We start from the raw sequence: 19,600 nt of genomic DNA, 5'->3' as shown, positions 1-19,600 counted from the left end.
TCCGGAGTTGCGTAAAAACAAAGGGATAGAGCCGGTTCGCCGTTTCCATGAAATGGTGAAGAGCTCTGGATCGAGAACGCTTTGACCACCAACCCTCTCCTCGACGCCACCGGCGTCGCCAAGAATTACGGCGCTGTTGCCGCGTTACGCAACGCGTCGCTCTCCGTGCTGCCGGGCGAAGTCCATGCGCTGATGGGCGCCAACGGCGCCGGCAAGTCGACGCTGGTGAAGATTTTGACCGGGGCCATCCGCGCCGATGCCGGCCGCATCCTGATCCGCGGCAAGCAGCTCGATGTCCGCTCGCCTGCTGCGGCCCGCCGCGCCGGCCTGGTGCCGGTCTATCAGGAACCGTCGCTGATCCCCGATCTCGACGTCCTGTCCAATCTGCGGCTTACAGGCACGCCGGTCGAGCCCTTTCGCGCCTGGGTGCGTGAGCTCGGCATTCCCGACCTCGATATCCGCGAGACCGCTCGCAATATCCCCCTGGCGATCCTGCGCGTGCTCGATCTGGCGCGCGCCCTTGCCGTCGAGCCCGACGTGCTGCTGCTCGACGAGATGACCGCCGCTTTGCCGGCTAACCTTGCCGAGAAAGTGCTCGGGGTCGTGCGCCGCCAGGGCGACGCCGGCCGCTCCGTTATCTTCATCTCGCACCGCTTCGTCGAGATCTCGGCGCTTTGCGACCGTGCCACGGTGCTGCGCGACGGCGCCACAGTCGGCGTTGTCGACATCGAACCGGGCATTGAGGAAAAGATCGTCGAGATGATGCTCGGCGCCCGCATCGAAAAGACCCGCGTCGCCGCGCGCATGGCAGCCGAAACCGCCACGGCAAAGGATCGCCGGCCGCGGCTTTCGGTACGCAACCTGCAGCTTGGCGCCAAGCTCAACGATGTCTCCTTCGATCTTGCCGATGGCGAGGTCGTCGGCGTCTTCGCGCTCGAGGGCCAGGGCCAGGACGAACTTTTCGCAGCCCTTGCCGGTTCGATCCGGCCGGCCGCCGGCACGATCGCGGTCGATGGCGCGCCGGCGAAATTCTCGCATCCGAGCGACGCCATCCAGGCCGGCTTCGCCTATGTGCCGGGAGACCGCACCGAGGCGCTGGCCATGCAGCGCTCGGTACGCGAGAACATCGCGCTGCCGTTCAGCGCGACACTGCGCAAATGGGGCCCGATCCGCATGCGGCGCGAGCAGGTGGTGGTTTCCAGCGCCATCGCCAGGCTGCAGATCGACACCCGCGCACAAGGCGAGGTGCAGCGCCTGTCCGGCGGCAACCAGCAGAAGGTGACCATCGCCCGCTGGATCGCGGCGAATGCAAAAACCCTGCTCTGCTTCGACCCGACGCGCGGCATCGATGTCGGCACCAAGCAGGAGATCTACAAGCTGTTGCGCGAGCTCGCCGGCCAAGGCAAGTCGGTGCTGTTCTACACATCCGAGATGGAAGAGGTGCAGCGTGTCTGCGACCGCGTCATCGTCATCTTCGGCGGCCGCGTCGTCGACACTTTCCCGGTCGAAGAGGCAGACGAGCCGGCGCTGATGCGCGCCGCCTATGGCCTGCCGCGTGGCGCCAAGGCCGATATCGGCATCCTTGCCGATGTCAGGGCGGATACGGAGGCCGCATCGTGAGCCACCTCTTGCGCAACCAGGGCTGGGTCGCCGGGCTTTTCGCTTTGCTGATCGTCCTGTTCATCGTCACCAAGCTGATCCAGCCCGGCTATGGCAGCAGCGATTTCGGCTCGCTGGCGCGGGCGGTCCTGCCCTACGCCTTCGCCGTCGCTGCCCAGACCGTTGTCGTCATCGCCGGCGGCATCGACCTGTCGGTCGCCGCCATGATGGCGCTGACCAGCGTGACCGCCGCCTCGATGATGAACGGCGCCAGCGAGGAATATGCGCTGTTCGTCGTGCCCTTCGTGCTTGCCATGGGCTTCGTGCTCGGCGCCGTCAACGGCCTGCTGATCGTCGTCACCCGCGTTCCCGATATCGTCGTCACTTTGGCCACGCTGTTCGTGCTGCAAGGCGCTGCCCTCTTGGTGCTCGACGCGCCGGGCGGCGCGGCAGCCGAATGGCTGAAGGCGATGATATCCGGCACGGTGCCGATACCGGGCCTGCCCGACAACATCGATGCCTGGTTGCCCAAGGCGCTGCTGGTGCTCGTTGTCTGCCTTTGCATCATTTGGATTCCGCTGAGGCGCTCGCGCCTCGGCCTGTCCATCTACGCCATCGGCTCCAGCGAACTTGCTGCCTACCGCAGCGGCGTGCCGGTCGCCCGCACCCGCGTCATCGCCTATGCGCTGTCCGGCCTGTTCGCGGCGATGGGCGGCCTGGCGCTGACCATGAGCACCGGCATCGGCGCGCCGATCCCAGGCCCCTATCTGCTCGCCAGCGTCGCGGCCGTGGTGCTGGGCGGCGTCGCGCTCGGCGGCGGCAAGGGCGGCCTGCTCGGGCCGATCATCGCCGTCTTCGTGCTCAGGCTGGTGCGCACCGACCTGACCTTGCTCGCCATCGATCCCAATGTCACAGCCATCATCGAGGGCTTGATCATGGTGGTGGTCGTCATGTTCGGCGCCTTCATCACCATTCGCGGCCGGCCAGTGGGAGCAACGTCATGACCGACAGCGTAATCATGCCCCCGCCCGTCTCGCTGGGCCGCCGCGTCAAGCGCTTCATGGCGGACCGGCCGCTCATCCCGTTGATCATCCTGCTGATCATTCTTGTGGTGATCCTGCAGATCCTGCGCCCCGGCATCGTCAACGAGCGCTGGCTTGCCAACACGGCAAAATTCGCCATCCCGCTGGCGATCCTTGCGGGATGCCAGACGATGACGATGCTGACCGGCGGCATCGACCTTTCGGTCGGCACGGTGGCGACGATGAGCGCCTTCATCATGGCGACCCAGATCGTCAACCAGGACCCGGCCGTGGCATTCCTCATCGCCATGCTGCCGGCGGTGCTGATCGGCCTCGTCAACGGCATCGGCGTCGGCGTGTTTCGGGTACACCCCTTGATCATGACGCTCGGCACCAGCCTGATCGGCACCGGCTTCCTCCAGGTCTACCAGCGTACGGTGATCGCCTCCGGCGCGAAAATCCCCGACTTTCTCAGCTGGCTCGGCACTGGCGTCACCTATGGCTTTCCCAACGCGCTTCTTCTTTTCGTGCCGGTGGCGGTGCTGATCGTTTTCATGCTGAGCCGCACCGGCTTCGGCCGCCTGCTCTACGCCGTCGGCGACAATGAGCGCGCCGCGCGACTGTCCGGCGTGCGCTACTGGCAGGTGATCACCGCGCTCTACGTGCTTTCCAGCCTGCTCGCCGGCATCACCGGCTTGCTCTATATCGGCCTGATCAAGGCGCCGTCGCTGTCGCTCGCCGAGCCGCTGGTGCTGCCTTCGGTGGCGGCCGCCGTCATCGGCGGCACCTCGATCTTCGGCGGCCGCGGCGGCTACGCCGGCACCATCATCGGCGCGCTGATCCTGACCGTGCTGACGACGCTGCTCACCATCCTGCAAATGCCCGAAGGCGGCCGCCGCATCCTGTTCGGACTGATCGTTCTGTTCGTGACAGCGGCCTATTTGCGGATCGTGGACGAGCGATAGCGGGCGAAGGCGCTGACGCAATGCCTGCTTGGACCGGGTGGCCGCTCGAATTCAGCCTGCGGCTTTCACCGAAGTGAACAGGTTTCTCGGCACGCTGGTAAAGGCAGCTGCACTTCAGGCGGCTTTGGAACCAAGACTTCTGATGCATCTCGCCCAGAAGTGTGCAGCGCCTATGCGGCTGAACTTCCTTGCTCTGCCTCTCCCGCATTCGGATCGCCTGGCGACGTCGCCCAGGCGAGTTCCACCAGCGTCACCGTGCGCCGACCGGCGCCATCGACCTGGCAAACGATGAGGCCCTGCTCCTCGATGTAGTCGAGCAGCCGGCGCGCGCGGCGCAGCGAGTGCGAACCGTAGGCGCGCGCGATCGCTGCATCGCTCGGACACGGCCAGCCTTCCTTGGCGGCCCGCGCGATCATCATGAACACGCCTTGCATATCCTCGGGAAGCAGCGAGGCGCGTACAGAAACATCCCGCCAGGCGTCGTCCTCGGCCATGTCGGAACCGACACCGGCGCGGGCGCGGGTCAGCATGCGGCGGAATTCGGACAAGTCGGGCACCACGGACGCGAGCCCTTCGATGCGGCAGCGGACCACGAACTCCTGGTAGAGCACGCCGATGACGCGGAACCCGGCGTCGGGCTCGGCCAGGATTGCGCGCAGGATGCGGTCCATCCGCTCGCGCCGCTCGGCGAGATCTTCCGCGCTCGGCAGCGGCTCCGCCGGCCCGGGACGCATGTCCATCGGCGCGGCCTTGGCCGCCATCAACTGGTCGAGCAGATCGGGCGAAGGCCGCCGTTGCGGCCTCACCGCATCCGGCGGCGGCGCCGCCAGGATGATCGCGCGCGCATCCTCAAGTGCTGCCCCGGGCATCGGCATCAGTCGCGGCGTGCCGTTGCGCGGGCTGGTTTCGGTCTGGCCGATGCGCACGCCGAGCGGACGGCGCGACAAGGCCGGACCGAGCGCCATGAAATGCCCGCGCTCGAGATCGCGGAAAGCCTCCGCCTGCCGCCGCTCCATGCCGAGCAGGTCGGCGGCGCGCGCCATGTCGATGTCGAGGAAGGTGCGGCCCATGAGGAAGTTTGAGGCTTCCGCCGCGACATTCTTGGCAAGCTTCGCCAGGCGCTGCGTGGCGATGATGCCGGCAAGCCCACGCTTGCGGCCACGGCACATCAGATTGGTCATCGCGCCGAGCGAAAGCTTGCGCGCCTCGTCCGAAACCTCGCCGGCCACCGCCGGTGCGAAAAGCTGCGCCTCGTCGACCACCACCAGCATCGGATACCAATGGTCGCGCGCGACGTCGAACAGCCCGCCGAGGAAGGCGGCGGCGCGGCGCATCTGGTTCTCGGCGTCGAGCCCTTCGAGATTGAGCACCGTCGAGACGCGGTGGATGCGCGCCCGTTCGCCAGCCGCCTGCAGGCCGCGTTCGGTATGCTCCTCGGCGTCGATCACCAGATGGCCGTAACGCTCGCCGAACGAGACGAAGTCGCCTTCGGGATCGATGATGGTTTGTTGGACCCAGGGCGCGCTCTGTTCAAGCAGCCGGCGCAACAGATGCGACTTGCCGGAGCCCGAATTGCCCTGCACCAGCAGGCGGGTCGCCAGCAATTCCTCAAGGTCAAGGGCCGCCGGCCCACCGGCCGACGTCTGCCCCATCTCGATCGCAACGGTCATATTTCGACTCGGGGTTAATCTCTACGCCCGGACGGGGTTATCAACCCGAGGACGATGCGTCGAGCGCGCCGGAGCCGGACGGGCGATGTTCCACATCTATCGACCAGTTGGCGGCAGGTTGTCGGCAATCGCTCTGGTCGGACCACCATTTCACTGGCGCGCGCCGGCCATCGGCGTATCATTGCTCCCGGGAGGGTTCTTGGCAGGAGGAAGCCAATGAACGTCGCTGCGGAAGTACCCGTCATCGATCCGACGGTTCAAGATCTTGTTTCGTCTGCTCTTTCGAAATTCCGCGCCGGCGACACCGTCTCGACCCGCGCCATGCTCGATGCCATCCGCAGATCCGATCCGGCCTGCGGGGACAGTGACGACCATCTGATCGAGCTCATTGTCATGGCGGCAATTGGTAAGACCATGGGCGTCGTGTTCGACCACCGCTCGCCGGACGAACGCTCGGCAAGGCTTGCTTAGTGTGCCTCTAGCAAATGGTTGCCTCTTTCGGGGTCGTCGCGCACTAGGATTTGTTGAGATTCAGGTCAGGCCGAGTCGAAAGTGGTGACTTCCGAGAACCGGCGCGGAGCGTACTACGGTACGCGAGCACCGGAAGCACAGGAAGACGCCACTTGCAGGCCGGCCTCACCTGAATATCGACAGATCCGCTAGCTTCCCAAGGGATGCGGCATGTAACCGACGAAGCCGGCGATCTTCCAGCGGCCGCCGACCTTGCGGCAGAAATAGAGCGTCTGCCATTTCAGCCTGTCGACGCTGCCGTCGGCCTTGGCGATCGAACCGTCGAATTTCTTGTGCAACACCGCGCGATCGCCATCGACGTCGATGTCGCGCAAATTGGTGACACGAAAGATGGCCTCGCGCAGCGGCTCGGCGAATGTCGTCGCCGCCGTCTCCTTGGCCTGGCGCAGCCATTCGTCGCGATAGACATCCAGCCTCGGGAATTGCAGGCGCCAGGCATCGGCATTGGCGAGGAAATGCGCGTGCATGCCGAAGAAGCTTTCGGCGATGAAATCATCCTCGACCATCGACCAGTCCTGGCCGAGGAAAGCGTCGATGTCGCGCCGCACCAGCATTTCCCACAACGCATGGCGATCGGCATCGCCTTCCGGAAACGGGTTCTTGTCGAAGGTCATGCCGGCTATCCCTCTCTCAAGCAATCCGGGGAAAAGTGCGTGGCGTTTTTCCGTCCGGAATTGCGTAAAACAAACGGCGTGCACCGTCCGTCGCAACGGTTTTGCGGCGCAAGATGCTCAGGCTTTTGTAATAAAGCAACATGAAATTCGAAAAAATGTTGCTTTCCAACAGAAGCTCTATGAGGATCACGCCGACCGACTAGACGGCTATAAGCGCCGTTTCCCAATCGACCGAAGGAGGCCATTTTGCCCAAGCAGTGTTTCGGAACCTCGCATGTGCCGCTCTCGCCCGCCGTGCGTGCCGGCGACTTCGTCTATATCTCGGGCCAGGTGCCGGTCGGCAGCGATGGGCTGGTCGTCAAGGGCGGCATTTCCGAGCAGGCCGAGCAGGTGCTGCAGAACGTCAAGGCGGCGTTGGCGCTGGCCGGCTGCACCATGGACGATGTCGTCAAGACCACTGTCTGGCTCGAGGACGCTCGCGACTTTGGCGGCTTCAATGCCGTTTATGCCAGGCATTTTTCGAAGGATCCGCCGGCGCGCACGACGGTCGAGTCACGGCTGATGATCGACATCAAGATCGAGATCGAAGCCGTGGCCTACCGACCGGTCTGATCGACGAGCGATAGTGGAGGATCCGGCGATGCAGTTCGATCTCCTGATCAAGGGCGGGCGCCTCATCGACCCGGCGTCGCGGCTGGACGCACCACGCGATGTCGCCATCGCCGGTGGCCGCGTCGCCGCGATCGAGGCGGCCATCGACGCCGAACACGCCGCGCAAGTCATCGATGCGCGGGACTGCATCGTCACGCCCGGCCTCGTCGACCTGCACAGCCATGTCTATTGGGGCGGCACGTCGCTCGGCGTCGACGCCGACCGGCTTGCCGCCAAGAGCGGCACCACCACCTTCATCGATGCCGGCAGCGCCGGCGCCGGCAATTTCCTCGGCTTTCGCCGCCACGTCATCGAGCGCTCGAAGGTGCGCATCCTGGCTTACGTCAACATCTCGTTTGCCGGCATTTTTGGGTTCTCGAATACAGTGTCGGTCGGCGAATGCAGCGACCTGCGTCTGTGTGAACCGCGCGAAACGGTGGCCGCAGTGCGCGAGCACGCCGATGTCGTCGTCGGCGTCAAGGTGCGTTCCGGCAAGCATGCCGGCGGTTCGAGCGGCATCGCGCCCGTCGACCTTGCGCTCGAAGCCGCGGACAAGGCTGGCCTGCCGCTGATGGCGCATATCGACGAGCCGCCGCCCGGCCGCTCGGAAGTGCTGCCGCGCCTACGTCGCGGCGATATCCTCACCCACTGCTTCCGCCCCTTCCCCAACGCGCCGGTCTTCGCTTCCGGCGCGGTGCGGCCGGACATGCGGCTGGCGCGTGAGCGCGGCGTCATTTTCGACATCGGCCACGGCATGGGCTCGTTCGACTTCGAAGTGGCAAAAGCCATGCTCGTTGAAGGCCTGGCGCCCGACGTCATCTCCAGCGACGTGCATCTCTACTGCGTCGACGGCCCGGCCTTCGACATTTTGGTCTGCATGTCCAAGCTCATGGCGCTCGGCATGCCGCTGGTCGAGGTGCTGCGCGCCGCAACGCAGAACCCGGCCGAGGCAATCGCCAGGCCGGAGCTGGGCAGTCTCAGGGTAGGCGGCATCGGCGATGTCGCGGTGCTCAGGGCGAAACCGGGGCGCTTCACCTTCGTCGATGCGGTTGGCGCATCGTTGATTGCGGACCAGCGCCTGGTTTCGGAGGGGATTGCTATCGGCGGAACATGGTATCCGAACGAGGCACCGGACCACAACGAGACGGAGCGTTTCGAGCCGCATGCGCACCACAGCCATGTGGCTGTGGCGGCCAGGCATTTTGGGAGATAATTAGCCGATTTCCCCCCTCGTGGGGGAGATGCCCGGCAGGGCAGAGGGGGGCGCGAAGGAACGCGACCTTTCTCGCCTTGCAATCGACCGAGAGCCAGTTGGCGCCGATGGCAATAGTTGAGATGCCGGCGGGACAGCGCCCCCCTCTGGCCTGCCGGCCATCTCCCCCACGAGGGGGGAGATCACGCAGCTTCAGCGCCTTGCGTTACTCGGCTCGCCATAAACCGGCGTCGCAATCCCCTCCATCCGCGCCTTGATCTGCAGCGCCACGAACTTCGAATAGAACCGCGACAGCGCCAGATTGCCGCCGTGAAACCAGAGCGCGTCCTGCGCCGTCGGCTTCCACATGTTGCGCAGCTCTCCCTGCCATGGGCCGGGATCGCCCTTCACGCCGGAGCCGAGACCCCAGCATGGACCGACCTTGTCGGCGACGTCGCGCGAGACGATTGCAGCCACCGTCTCGTTCATCGACTGATAGCCGGTGCAGCAGACGATCGCGTCGACAGCGAGTTCGCTGCCGTCCTCGAACAGGATGCCGGTCGCCGTCAGCGACTTGATGCCGATACCGCTCTTCACCGCAATCTCGCCGTTGAGGATCAGCGCGCAGGCGCCGACATCGATGTAATAGCCCGAGCCCGTGCGGTAGGCCTTCATCAACAGCCCGGTTTCGTCGTCGCCGAAGTCGAGCGCGAAACCGGTGTCGCCGAGACGCTTGTAGAAATCCGCATCGCGCGCCCGGATGACATCGTAGAGCGCCTTCTGGCCCTTCGGCACCAGCGCGAAAGGCACCGAGGCGACGATCATGTCGGCCTTGTCGGTGCTGATGCCACGCGCCAGCGCCTTTTCCGAAAAGATCTCGAAGCCGACCTCCATCAGCGTGTCGGATTTCACCACCGTCGTCGGCGAGCGCTGAACCATGGTGACCTTGGCGCCGCTTTCCCAGAGGTCGACGCTGACATCGTGACCCGAACTTGCCGCGCCGATCACCGCGACGCGTTTGCCGCGGAATTTCTCGCCGCTCGAATACTGGCTGGAATGCAGAAGCTCGCCCTTGAAGGCCTCGGCGCCCGGCAGCTCGATCTGCCGTGGCGGGCCATAGGCGCCTGTGGCGAAGACGATGTGCTTCGGCTTCAGCGTGATGCGCTGGCCGACACGGTCGACCACCACCGTCCAGACCTTCTCGGTCTCGTCATAGCTGGCGCTCAGGCATTTGGTGGCGACCCAGTAATTGAGCTCCATGACGCGCGTATACATTTCCAGCCAGTCGCCCATCTTGTCCTTGGGCGTGAACACCGGCCAGTTTTCAGGGAACGGGATGTAGGGCAGATGATCGTACCAGACCGGATCGTGCAGCACGAGCGAGCGATAGCGGTTGCGCCAGGAATCGCCGGCGCGCGCATTCTTCTCGGTGACCAGCGTCGGCACGCCGAGCTGCCTGAGCCGGGCGCCCAGCATGATGCCGCCCTGGCCGCCGCCGATGACCAGGCAATAGGGTTGTTCGTGCACGCCAAGGTCGCGCGCTTCTCGGGCTCTGGCTTCGGCCCAGGTCTCGCGCTCGGGATCGGCCTTGTGGCGAATGCCGAGCGGCCGGGCCGGGCCCTTCTGCTCCTCGAAACCCTTGAGTTCGCTCATCGCCGTCAACAGCGTGCGGCAGCGGCCGTCCTTGAGGCGCAGAATGCCCTCGCCGCGCGCCACCATGGTCTCGAAGGTGAACCAGGCCTCGACGACACCGTCGTCGACGCTCGGCTCTCCGGACAGCCGCCAATGCGACGGCTTCGCTTCTGACAGCGTTGCCTTCAGCATCTCGCGAATGGCCGCCTGGCCCTCCATGGTCTTGATGTTCCATGTGAGGGTCAAAAGATCGCGCCAGTAGCAGTCGTCCGCGAACAGGCCGGCCGCCGCCTCGATGTCGCCGGCCTCGAGCGCCCGCCCGAAGGAGCCGAGCCACGTGGCCGCCTGTTGCGATGGTGCGATGTCGAGCATTTTGGTCCTTCCCTTCGCGCAGCAGCAACTTATCCAATTTCGGGCGCCTGCCGCTACGCCTTCCAGATTGAAAAGCCGGCGAGCCCAAAACCCCTATAAAATTCCTATATCTTTCGCATCCGCCCCGTCTCGAACCTTTATGGCGATCGGGTCCATATTTCCCTTCGAAAAGCGCTTTTGTCGCCGTCACCGCTAAGATGACGTGCGCTGGCACATAGTTTTTTGAGCCTGCCAATGCAGGCCTTGGACATAAGCGGAAACAAGGATCGAACGCATGGACATCATTGTTCTCGGGATCGAGGTTTTATTCTTCGTCCTCTCCATCGCCTACATCAAAGTCTGCGACAGAATCTGAACGGAAGGATCGATCCATGCTTCTCGACTATTTCCTCGGCGGGGCGGTGACGTTGTTCCTCCTCGTTTACCTGACCTACGCCCTCATCCGCCCAGAACGTTTCTGATCGCAGCTGGCGCCCGGCACGGAAAGCTATTGTCATGACCCTCAACGGATGGATTCAGATCCTTCTTTACTGTGTGATCGTCCTTTTGCTGGTGAAGCCGCTCGGTGGCTACATGTACCGCGTCTTCAACGGCGATCGCACATTCCTCTCTCCGATCCTAGGCCCCGTTGAGCGGGCCCTCTATCGCGCGTCGGGAACCAGCGAGAGCGAGGAGCAGCACTGGACCTCATACGCGGTCGGCATCGTGTTCTTCAGCCTGGCCAGCTTCCTCGCGGTCTATTTCCTGCAGCGGCTGCAGGGCGTTCTGCCTTACAATCCGGCCGGGATGTCGGCTGTCGCACCGGGCCTTGCCTTCAACACCGCCGTCTCCTTTGTCACCAACACCAACTGGCAGAATTACGGCGGCGAGAGCACGATGTCCTATCTCGCGCAGATGGCCGGCCTGACCGTGCAGAATTTCATGTCTGCCGCGGTCGGCATCGCCATCGCCGTGGCGTTGATCCGCGGTTTCGCACGCGCTTCCGGCAAGTCGATCGGCAATTTCTGGGTCGATATCACCCGCTGCACGCTCTACGTGCTCCTGCCGATCTGCATCGTGCTGACGCTGGTCTATGTCTGGCTGGGCATGCCGCAGACGCTTGGGCCCTATGTCGACGCGACCACGCTCGAAGGCGCCAAGCAGACGATCGCGCTCGGCCCGGTCGCCTCGCAGGTCGCCATCAAGATGCTCGGCACCAATGGCGGCGGCTTCTTCAATGCCAATGCCGCGCACCCCTTCGAGAACCCGAACGCGATCTCCAACCTGATCCAGATGGTGACGATCTTTGCCCTGGGGGCTTCGCTCACCAACGTCTTCGGCCGCATGGTCGGCAACCAACGCCAGGGCTGGGCGATCCTTGCTTCGATGGGTGTGCTGTTCGTCGCCGGCGTCGCCATTTGCTACTGGGCGGAAGCCGCCGGCAACCCGCTGGTCCATGCCTTGAGCATCGATGGCGGCAACATGGAAGGCAAGGAGAGCCGCTTCGGCATTGCAGCCTCGGCGCTGTTCGCGGTCATCACCACCGCTGCCTCCTGCGGCGCCGTCAACGCCATGCACGACAGTTTCACCGCGCTTGGCGGCTTGATCCCGCTCGTCAACATGCAGCTCGGCGAAGTCATCGTCGGCGGCGTCGGCGCCGGTTTCTACGGCATCCTGATGTTCATCATCATCGCCGTCTTCGTCGCCGGCCTGATGGTCGGCCGCACGCCCGAATATCTCGGCAAGAAGATCGAGGCCAAGGAGGTCAAGATGGCGATGCTCGCCATCCTCGCTTTGCCGCTGGTCATGCTCGTCTTCACGGCCATCGCGGTCGTGCTGCCGAGCGCCGTGGCCTCGATGGCCAATGGCGGACCGCACGGCTTCTCCGAGGTTCTCTATGCCTACACCTCGGCGGCCGCCAACAACGGCTCGGCCTTTGGCGGTCTCAGCGGCAACACGCCCTGGTACAACCTCACGCTTGGCATCACGATGTGGGTGGGACGCTTCTTCGTCATCATTCCAGCGCTTGCGATTGCCGGCTCGCTGGCGGTCAAGAAGACGGTTCCGGCTTCCGCCGGCACATTCCCGACCGACGGCCCTCTGTTCGTCGGACTGCTTGTCGGCGTCATCCTGATCGTCGTCGGCCTCACCTTCTTCCCGGCCCTGGCGATCGGCCCGATCGTCGAACACCTGGCGATGATCCATGGGCAGACTTTCTGAGACGGCCATGCCCAAATTCACCAACATACGCCGAGGCGACCGGCATCAACCCGGCGAAGAGGGGAACGAGAAGCCTCGTCCCTTCCCGACGTTCTCAACCTTCCTCGGCATGGCAGCTGTGCTGCTCGTGCTCTGGCTGCTGGCCACCGGCCTTCCGCATTTGTTGCCGAAGACCGAGCATCCGGCGCCGTCCAACATTGATACTGGAGTCTCCAAATGAGCCAGTCCAAATCCGCTGTTATCATGGATGCGGCCATCCTGGTGCCAGCCATTGGCGGCGCCTTCCGCAAGCTCGATCCGCGCACGCTGATCAAGAACCCGGTGATGTTCGTCGTCGCCGTGGTCTCGCTGCTGACCAGCGTGCTCTTCATCCGCGATCTCATCACCGGCGGCGGCGATCTCGGCTTCACCTTGCAGATCATCATCTGGCTGTGGTTCACCGTGCTGTTCGCCAATTTCGCCGAAGCTGTCGCCGAAGGCCGCGGCAAGGCGCAGGCCGATTCGCTGCGCAAGGCGCGCACCGAGACCCAGGCCAAGCTGCTCAACGGCGAGGACCGCTCCAAGTTCAAGCTGGTGCCCGGCACCAGCCTGAAGGTCGGCGACATCGTGCTCGTCGAGGCGGGCGACATCATCCCCTCGGACGGCGAGGTGGTCGAAGGCGTGGCTTCCGTCAACGAAGCGGCGATCACCGGCGAATCCGCTCCTGTCATCCGTGAATCCGGCGGCGACCGCTCGGCCGTCACCGGCGGCACGCAGGTGCTGTCGGACTGGATCCGCGTGCGCATCTCCGCCGCTTCCGGCCACACCTTCCTCGACCGCATGATCTCGCTGGTCGAGGGCGCCGAGCGCCAGAAGACGCCGAACGAGATCGCCCTCAACATCCTGCTGGTCGGCATGACGCTGATCTTCGTGCTGGCGACCGCGACCATTCCAAGCTTTGCCGCCTATTCCGGCGGTTATATTTCGGTGACGATCCTCGTCGCTTTGTTCGTGACGCTGATCCCGACCACGATCGGCGCGCTGCTGTCGGCGATCGGCATTGCCGGCATGGACCGCCTGGTGCGCTTCAACGTGCTCGCCATGTCCGGCCGCGCCGTCGAGGCCGCCGGCGACGTCGACACGCTGCTTTTGGACAAGACCGGCACCATCACGCTCGGCAACCGCCAGGCGACCGAGTTCCGCCCGGTCAGGGGCGTCAACGAGCAGGAGTTGGCCGACGCAGCCCAACTCGCCTCGCTCGCCGACGAAACGCCCGAGGGACGTTCGATCGTCGTGCTGGCCAAGGAGAAATACGGCATCCGCGCCCGCGACATGGCCACCCTGCATGCCAACTTCGTGCCCTTCACCGCGCAGACCCGGATGAGCGGCGTCGACATCGACGGCTCGTCGGTGCGCAAAGGCGCCGTCGACGCGGTGCTTGCCCATGTCAACCAGGCGGCGACGGTCGCCGCCCACGGCACGCGTCCCTCCAGCGAGACGACCCGCGACTTGCAGGCCATCGCCGACGAGATCGCCAAGGCCGGCGGCACGCCGCTCGCCGTCGAGCGCGACGGCCGCCTGCTCGGCGTCGTCCACCTCAAGGACATCGTCAAGGGCGGCATCGCCGAACGCTTCGCCGAATTGCGCAAGATGGGTATCCGCACCGTGATGATCACCGGCGACAACCCGCTGACGGCGGCGGCGATCGCCGCTGAAGCCGGCGTCGACGACTTCCTCGCCCAGGCGACGCCGGAGAACAAGCTGTCGCTGATCCGCGAGGAGCAGGCCAAAGGCAAGCTGGTCGCCATGTGCGGCGACGGCACCAATGACGCGCCGGCGCTCGCCCAGGCCGATGTCGGCGTCGCCATGAACACCGGCACGGTGGCCGCGCGGGAAGCGGGCAATATGGTGGACTTGGATTCTGATCCCACCAAGCTGATCGAGATCGTCGAGATCGGCAAGGCGCTGTTGATGACACGCGGCTCGCTGACCACCTTCTCGATCGCCAACGACGTGGCCAAATACTTCGCCATCATCCCGGCGATGTTCGCGGTCTTCTACGTCGCGCCGGGGCAGAAAACCGGGCCCTTGCAGGCACTCAACATCATGCATCTGGCGACGCCGCAGAGCGCCATCCTGTCGGCCATCATCTTCAACGCGCTGATCATCATCGCGCTGATCCCGCTGTCGCTGAAGGGCGTCAAGTACCGCCCGATCGGCGCTGGCGCGCTGCTCAGCCGCAACCTTCTCATCTACGGCCTTGGCGGCATCGTCGTGCCGTTCGTCGGCATCAAGGCGATCGACCTGATCGTCACCGCCCTCGGCCTCGCATAAGGATAACTCCGATGCTCAAGCAACTTCGACCCGCTTTGGTCATGATCGTCTTCTTCACGGTGTTGACCGGCCTGATCTATCCGATCGGCATGACCGGCATCGCCCAGGCGCTGTTTCCCAACCAGGCCAATGGCAGCTTGATCACCAGGGACGGCAAGGTCATCGGCTCCAGCCTGATCGGCCAGGCCTTCGCCGGCGACAAATATTTCCACGGCAGGCCTTCCGCCGCCGGCAACGGCTATGATGCCACCGCCTCCGGCGGTTCCAATCTCGGCCCGACCAACTCGAAGCTGATCGATCGCATCAAGGGCGACGCCGAGAAGCTGAAGGCGGAAAACCCGAACGCGCCGGTGCCGATGGGCTTGGTCACCACCTCGGGCAGCGGCCTCGATCCCGATGTCAGCCCCGACGATGCCTATTTCCAGGTGCCACGCGTCGCCAGGGCCCGGGGCGTCGACGAAGCCAAGGTCAAGTCGCTGGTCGACGGCCATGTCGAGGGCCGCGAGCTCGGCCTGCTCGGCGAGCCGGTGGTCAATGTGCTGGCGCTCAACCTGGCGCTCGACGACCTGAAGTAACCCACCTACGCGCGCCGGGGATCGACACGACCCCCGGCGCTACTATGATTGGACCTGATGCCCGACGACCGAAGCAACGATTCCAGGCCCTCCCCCGACGCGCTGCTCGAGCATGCCGAGCGGGAAGGGCGCGGTCGCCTGCGCATCTTCTTGGGCGCGGCGCCCGGTGTCGGCAAGACCTACGAAATGCTGATGGCCGGCCGCGCCCGGCGCGCCGACGGCGTCGACGTGGTGATCGGCATCGTCGAGACGCATGGCCGCAAGGAAACCCAGGCGCTGGTCGACGGCTATGAGCTGATCCTGCGCCGCCAGGTCGAATACCGGGGCCAGACGCTTGAGGAAATGGACATCGACGCCATTCTGAAGCGGCGGCCGGCGCTCGTCCTGGTCGACGAGCTTGCCCACACCAACGCGCCCGGCAGCCGCCATCCCAAGCGCTATCTCGATGTCCAGGAAATCCTGGCGCAAGGCATCGACGTCTACACCACGCTCAACATCCAGCATGTCGAAAGCCTGAACGACGTCGTCGCCCAGATCACCCGTGTCAGGGTGCGCGAGACGGTTCCCGATTCCATCATCGACGAAGCCGATGACATCGAGATCATCGACCTCACCCCCGACGACCTGCTCAAGCGCCTGAAAGAGGGCAAGGTCTATTTCCCCAACACAGCGCAGCGCGCCATCGAGAATTATTTTTCGCCGGGCAATCTGACGGCGTTGCGCGAACTGGCCTTGCGTCGCACAGCCCAGCGCGTCGACGAGCAACTGCTCAATCACATGCAGTCGCACGCCATTCCAGGGCCCTGGGCGGCAGGCGAACGGGTTCTCGTCTGCGTCGACTCGCAGCCCGGCGGAGCCATCCGCATTCGCTATGCGCGTCGGCTTGCCGACCGTCTGCGCGCGCCCTGGACGGCGCTGCATGTCGATACGCCTCGGCTGGCCGGCATGTCGGAGGAGGACAAGGACCGCCTGGCCAGGAACCTGCGCCTTGCCGAACAGCTCGGCGCCGAGATCACGACCATCCCGGGTCAGAACGTCGCCCAGGACATCGTGCGGCACGCGACCGCCAACAATTTCACGCACATCGTTGTCGGCAGGCCGACCCGCTCGCGCTGGCGCGAGCTGATCGAGGGCTCGCTGACCTATGACCTGATCCGCAATGCCGGCGACATCAGCGTCCATGTCATTTCGGGAAGCGAGCGCGACACCGATACGCCGTCGCCAAGGCTGAAGGCGGCGGCCGAGCCGAAACCCTTCCAGGTCTGGCCTTATCTGTTCTCCACAGCCTATGTCGCCGGAGCGCTGGCCGTCAGCACGATCCTCGACCAGTTCCTCGATGTCCGCAATCTCGCCAGCGTCCTGCTTCTGGCGGTGCTGACCGCTGCGGTGACATTCGGTCTGTGGCCGGCGCTTTACGCCTGTTTCCTAAGCGCCCTGGCCTTCAACTTCTTCTTTCTCGAGCCGCGCTACACGCTGACGATCAGGGATCCGGAAAGCATCGTCGCCTTTGCCGTCTTTCTTGCCGTCGCCGTCATCGCCAGCAACCTGACCGCGCGCGTGCAGCGCCAGGCGGTCGCCGCGCGCTCACGGGCGCGCGCCACAGAAGACATCTATTCCTTCTCGAAGAAGCTCGCCGGCGCCGGCACGCTCGACGACGTGCTGTGGGCCACCGCCTTCCAGATCGCTTCGATGCTCAAGCTGCGCGTCGTCCTGCTTCTGCCGGAAAACGGCACCATCACCGTCAAGGCCGGCTATCCGCCGGACGACACTTTGGTTGACGCGGACATCGGTGCCGCCCGCTGGGCCTGGGAGCATAATCGGCCGGCAGGCCGCGGCGCCGACACGCTGCCAGGCGCCAAACGCCTCTACCTCCCCTTGCGTACCGGGCGGACCGCGATCGGTGTCATCGGTCTCGACAACGACAAGCAGGGACCGCTGCTGACGCCCGAGCAACAACGCCTGCTCAATGCGCTGGCCGACCAGGCGGCGGTCGCCATCGAGCGCGTCCAGCTTGTCGCCGATGTCGACCGCGCCAAGCTCGCGGCCGAGGCCGACCGGCTGCGTTCGGCGCTGCTCACCTCGATCTCGCACGATTTGAAGACACCGCTGGCGGCGATCATGGGCGCAGCCGGCACGTTGCGCGAATTCGCCCCCGCTCTGCCCGAGAAGGACCGTGACGAGCTTCTGTCGACCGTTGTCGGCGAGTCGGAACGGCTGAACCGCTTCATCGCCAATCTGCTCGACATGACCAGGATCGAGTCCGGCGCGATGGAGCCGAACTATGCGTTCCACTATGTCGGCGATATCGTCGGCTCGGCGCTCAACCGCGCCCGCAAGATCACCGCCGAGCATACGATCGAGACCGACCTTCCGTCGGACCTGCCAATGCTGAAGCTTGACCCGGTGTTGTTCGAGCAGGCGCTGTTCAACCTCCTCGACAATGCCGCCAAATACGCCTCGCCCGGCTCGACCATCAGGCTGCAAGGCTGGGTCGACAATGGCGCGGTCATCCTGCAGGTGATGGACGAAGGACCTGGCATCCCGCCGGAGGATCTCGAGCGCATCTTCGACACCTTCTACCGGGTGCGCAAGCGCGACCAGGTGCGCGCCGGCACCGGGCTCGGCCTGTCGATCAGCCGCGGCTTCATCGAGGCGATGGGCGGCACGATCCTGGCGGCGAACCGCACCGACCGCTCCGGCGCGATCTTTACCATCCGCATGCCTATCCCGGCCGAACTGCCCGACATGAGCGAAGCCAAGATGGATCAGACGGCATGACCAACCAGAGCGTCTCGATTTTGGTCGTCGACGACGAGCCGCCGATCCGCAAACTGCTGCGTGTCGGCCTCGGCAGCCAGGGCTACGCGGTCTCCGAAGCGCCAAGCGCCAGGGTCGCGATCGAGCTTATGCAGTCGCAGTCGCCCGATCTCATCCTGCTCGACCTCGGTCTGCCCGGCATGACCGGCCTTGAGCTGCTGGCCAAATGGCGCGGTGACGGCCTCGATGTTCCGGTCGTCATCCTCTCCAGCCGCACCGACGAGGCCGGCATCGTCTCGGCGCTCGAACTCGGCGCCGACGATTACGTGACAAAACCGTTCGGCATGAACGAGCTGGTCGCCCGCATCCGCGTGGCGCTGCGCCACAAATTCCAGCAGCAGGGCGAAAAGCCGGTGTTCCACACCGGCGATCTCACCGTCGATCTGGTCAAGCGCATCGTCAAGGTCGAGGGCAATGAGGTAAAACTATCGCCCAAGGAATACGATATCCTGCGCATCCTGGTGCAGCATGCCGGCAAGGTGCTGACCCACCAGTTCATGCTCAAACAGATCTGGGGCGACACCACCGACGTCCAGTATCTGCGCGTCTATGTGCGGCAGTTGCGGCAGAAGATCGAAAAGACGCCGGACCAGCCGCGCTACATCACGACCGAGACCGGCGTCGGCTATCGCCTGCGCGAGGTGGAGTAGCTGAGGCAGAGACCGTGGCGGTTGGCCGCAGCAGCTCAAGATCGTCGTCCCAGGGTCTGCGCCGCGTCGCTTCGCTCCTTGCTCCGCCCGTAGATGACTAAGCGTTCAACGTTTCGGCAAATCACCACGGGTAGAGCCGCCAAAAGACATCGGCCGGACGGTCTCCGGCGCTTAATCCGCCGACAGGTCCGCCGTCCGGGCGAGCGCGCCGCCGAAACCATTGAGCGAGATGGTGAAGGCGATCGGCTGCGTCGTGTCGGCGGCCGTGGCGTTGACCTTCAGCGTGGTGCCGTTCTGCAGCAGCGCCGTGGTATCGGCATCGAAGGTCACCGGCACCAGGCAGCCAACGGCCTGGCAGGTGTTGAACGCCAAGGTGCCATCCAGCTTCTTGTCGTCGATTTCGAGCGACACGCCATTGGCCAGAGCCAGCCCGAAGGGCAGCGCCAGTGTGCCGATGGCGTCCTGACCGGTCTTGGTCGTCAATTCGATGGCCAGCAGCCGCTGGCCGCTCTGCTTGTTGAACTGCTGGTGCGACAGGCTGCACACCTTGTTGGTGCCTGTGATCTGGCAATTGACCGTCCAGTCGCCATGCGTTTCCGACAGCGCCGAGGCGCCGCCCGGCAGTTGCGGCTTGGCCGCCGCGTCGGCGGGCTGAGCCGCGGGCGTCACCTTGTCGCCCTTGTTCTGCGCGGCAAGCGCCGTCGCCGGGAGACCGGCAATGCAGGCGGCTGCCAGCATTGCGACGAAATACGCGCGCTTCATCCTCATGAGATCCCTTCTTGGCCGCCGCCTGGGGCC

The 19,600-nt window shown here is 64.8% G+C and carries 17 protein-coding genes; 13 read left to right on the top strand and 4 right to left on the bottom strand.

The genetic code is table 11. The features are described 5' to 3' along the window. The first annotated feature begins 81 nt into the window (after positions 1–81). From AB6802_RS22825 to AB6802_RS22815, 3 genes are read left to right on the top strand one after another with little or no spacing between them, the layout of a single operon-like run. Entirely contained in the window at positions 82–1,620 is a 1,539-nt protein-coding gene (locus AB6802_RS22825) for a sugar ABC transporter ATP-binding protein (protein WP_371012439.1), read from the top strand. Further along, a complete protein-coding gene (locus AB6802_RS22820; RefSeq protein WP_371012438.1) occupies positions 1,617–2,603 on the top strand; it encodes an ABC transporter permease in 987 nt (328 codons plus the stop codon). The genes AB6802_RS22825 and AB6802_RS22820 overlap by 4 nt, the downstream gene beginning before the upstream one ends. After that, positions 2,600–3,586, top strand: a complete 987-nt coding sequence (locus tag AB6802_RS22815; RefSeq protein WP_371012437.1) for an ABC transporter permease — start codon at positions 2,600–2,602, stop codon at positions 3,584–3,586. The genes AB6802_RS22820 and AB6802_RS22815 overlap by 4 nt, the downstream gene beginning before the upstream one ends. A gap of 170 nt (positions 3,587–3,756) precedes the next feature. Here the strand turns inward: AB6802_RS22815 and AB6802_RS22810 are convergent, their stop codons facing one another. Further along, positions 3,757–5,256, bottom strand: coding sequence for a helicase HerA domain-containing protein (locus tag AB6802_RS22810; RefSeq protein WP_371012436.1), 1,500 nt, complete (start codon positions 5,254–5,256; stop codon positions 3,757–3,759). Positions 5,257–5,472: 216 nt separating this feature from the next. Between AB6802_RS22810 and AB6802_RS22805 the strand changes: the two genes are divergently transcribed. Then, a complete protein-coding gene (locus AB6802_RS22805; protein WP_371012435.1) occupies positions 5,473–5,727 on the top strand; it encodes a hypothetical protein in 255 nt (84 codons plus the stop codon). 188 nt (positions 5,728–5,915) lie between these two features. On the opposite strand, the gene AB6802_RS22800 is transcribed toward AB6802_RS22805, so the two are convergent. Beyond that, positions 5,916–6,401 (bottom strand): hypothetical protein, encoded by a 486-nt coding sequence (locus AB6802_RS22800; RefSeq protein WP_371012434.1) that lies wholly within the window; start codon positions 6,399–6,401, stop codon positions 5,916–5,918. 243 nt (positions 6,402–6,644) lie between these two features. On the opposite strand from AB6802_RS22800, the gene AB6802_RS22795 reads away from it, so the two are divergent. Together AB6802_RS22795 and AB6802_RS22790 are read left to right on the top strand one after the other, a co-directional pair. After that, positions 6,645–7,013, top strand: a complete 369-nt coding sequence (locus AB6802_RS22795; RefSeq protein ID WP_371012557.1) for a RidA family protein — start codon at positions 6,645–6,647, stop codon at positions 7,011–7,013. A 28-nt stretch (positions 7,014–7,041) separates the two neighbouring features. Further along, complete coding sequence (locus AB6802_RS22790; protein ID WP_371012433.1) at positions 7,042–8,265, top strand: amidohydrolase/deacetylase family metallohydrolase; 1,224 nt, start codon at positions 7,042–7,044, stop codon at positions 8,263–8,265. Between the two features lie 192 nt (positions 8,266–8,457). On the opposite strand, the gene AB6802_RS22785 is transcribed toward AB6802_RS22790, so the two are convergent. Further along, on the bottom strand, positions 8,458–10,248 hold the full coding sequence (locus tag AB6802_RS22785) for an NAD(P)/FAD-dependent oxidoreductase (RefSeq protein WP_371012432.1): 1,791 nt from the start codon (positions 10,246–10,248) through the stop codon (positions 8,458–8,460). Between the two features lie 371 nt (positions 10,249–10,619). On the opposite strand from AB6802_RS22785, the gene AB6802_RS22780 reads away from it, so the two are divergent. From AB6802_RS22780 to AB6802_RS22750, 7 genes are read left to right on the top strand one after another with little or no spacing between them, the layout of a single operon-like run. Then, a complete protein-coding gene (locus AB6802_RS22780) occupies positions 10,620–10,709 on the top strand; it encodes a K(+)-transporting ATPase subunit F (protein ID WP_112096557.1) in 90 nt (29 codons plus the stop codon). A gap of 34 nt (positions 10,710–10,743) precedes the next feature. Then, positions 10,744–12,447, top strand: a complete 1,704-nt coding sequence (gene kdpA / locus AB6802_RS22775; protein WP_371012431.1) for a potassium-transporting ATPase subunit KdpA — start codon at positions 10,744–10,746, stop codon at positions 12,445–12,447. A 7-nt stretch (positions 12,448–12,454) separates the two neighbouring features. Further along, positions 12,455–12,667, top strand: a complete 213-nt coding sequence (locus tag AB6802_RS22770; protein WP_371012430.1) for a hypothetical protein — start codon at positions 12,455–12,457, stop codon at positions 12,665–12,667. Then, positions 12,664–14,760 carry a potassium-transporting ATPase subunit KdpB gene (kdpB, locus tag AB6802_RS22765; RefSeq protein ID WP_371012429.1) on the top strand — a complete coding sequence of 699 codons (2,097 nt, stop codon included), beginning with the start codon at positions 12,664–12,666 and terminating at the stop codon, positions 14,758–14,760. Before AB6802_RS22770 ends, kdpB begins: the two co-directional genes overlap by 4 nt. A gap of 11 nt (positions 14,761–14,771) precedes the next feature. Next, positions 14,772–15,335, top strand: coding sequence for a potassium-transporting ATPase subunit KdpC (gene kdpC / locus AB6802_RS22760; RefSeq protein ID WP_371012428.1), 564 nt, complete (start codon positions 14,772–14,774; stop codon positions 15,333–15,335). A 57-nt stretch (positions 15,336–15,392) separates the two neighbouring features. Continuing rightward, positions 15,393–18,113 carry a DUF4118 domain-containing protein gene (locus tag AB6802_RS22755; RefSeq protein WP_371012427.1) on the top strand — a complete coding sequence of 907 codons (2,721 nt, stop codon included), beginning with the start codon at positions 15,393–15,395 and terminating at the stop codon, positions 18,111–18,113. Continuing rightward, positions 18,110–18,802 carry a response regulator transcription factor gene (locus AB6802_RS22750; RefSeq protein ID WP_371012426.1) on the top strand — a complete coding sequence of 231 codons (693 nt, stop codon included), beginning with the start codon at positions 18,110–18,112 and terminating at the stop codon, positions 18,800–18,802. The genes AB6802_RS22755 and AB6802_RS22750 overlap by 4 nt, the downstream gene beginning before the upstream one ends. 171 nt (positions 18,803–18,973) lie before the next feature. Here AB6802_RS22750 and AB6802_RS22745 read toward each other — a convergent pair whose 3' ends face one another. Further along, positions 18,974–19,570: an invasion associated locus B family protein gene (locus tag AB6802_RS22745; protein ID WP_371012425.1), complete on the bottom strand. Its 597-nt coding sequence runs from the start codon at positions 19,568–19,570 to the stop codon at positions 18,974–18,976. Positions 19,571–19,600 lie beyond the last annotated feature (30 nt).

This window comes from Mesorhizobium sp. RCC_202 (genome assembly GCF_041355295.1).
Taxonomy (GTDB): Bacteria; Pseudomonadota; Alphaproteobacteria; order Rhizobiales; family Rhizobiaceae; genus Mesorhizobium.
Note: the sequence above shows the minus strand (reverse complement) of the source record. Positions and strands in the feature narration are given on the sequence as shown.

Bases quoted from the DNA above. Each gene is read 5' to 3' on its own strand.
- AB6802_RS22815 (WP_371012437.1), top strand. From the start codon at position 2,600: ATGACCGACAGCGTAATCATGCCCCCGCCCGTCTCGCTGGGCCGCCGC.
- AB6802_RS22810 (WP_371012436.1), bottom strand. From the start codon at position 5,256: ATGACCGTTGCGATCGAGATGGGGCAGACGTCGGCCGGTGGGCCGGCG.
- AB6802_RS22805 (WP_371012435.1), top strand. From the start codon at position 5,473: ATGAACGTCGCTGCGGAAGTACCCGTCATCGATCCGACGGTTCAAGAT.
- AB6802_RS22800 (WP_371012434.1), bottom strand. From the start codon at position 6,401: ATGACCTTCGACAAGAACCCGTTTCCGGAAGGCGATGCCGATCGCCAT.
- AB6802_RS22790 (WP_371012433.1), top strand. From the start codon at position 7,042: ATGCAGTTCGATCTCCTGATCAAGGGCGGGCGCCTCATCGACCCGGCG.
- AB6802_RS22785 (WP_371012432.1), bottom strand. From the start codon at position 10,248: ATGCTCGACATCGCACCATCGCAACAGGCGGCCACGTGGCTCGGCTCC.
- AB6802_RS22780 (WP_112096557.1), top strand. From the start codon at position 10,620: ATGCTTCTCGACTATTTCCTCGGCGGGGCGGTGACGTTGTTCCTCCTC.
- kdpA (WP_371012431.1), top strand. From the start codon at position 10,744: ATGACCCTCAACGGATGGATTCAGATCCTTCTTTACTGTGTGATCGTC.
- AB6802_RS22770 (WP_371012430.1), top strand. From the start codon at position 12,455: ATGCCCAAATTCACCAACATACGCCGAGGCGACCGGCATCAACCCGGC.
- kdpB (WP_371012429.1), top strand. From the start codon at position 12,664: ATGAGCCAGTCCAAATCCGCTGTTATCATGGATGCGGCCATCCTGGTG.
- kdpC (WP_371012428.1), top strand. From the start codon at position 14,772: ATGCTCAAGCAACTTCGACCCGCTTTGGTCATGATCGTCTTCTTCACG.
- AB6802_RS22755 (WP_371012427.1), top strand. From the start codon at position 15,393: ATGCCCGACGACCGAAGCAACGATTCCAGGCCCTCCCCCGACGCGCTG.
- AB6802_RS22750 (WP_371012426.1), top strand. From the start codon at position 18,110: ATGACCAACCAGAGCGTCTCGATTTTGGTCGTCGACGACGAGCCGCCG.
- AB6802_RS22745 (WP_371012425.1), bottom strand. From the start codon at position 19,570: ATGAGGATGAAGCGCGCGTATTTCGTCGCAATGCTGGCAGCCGCCTGC.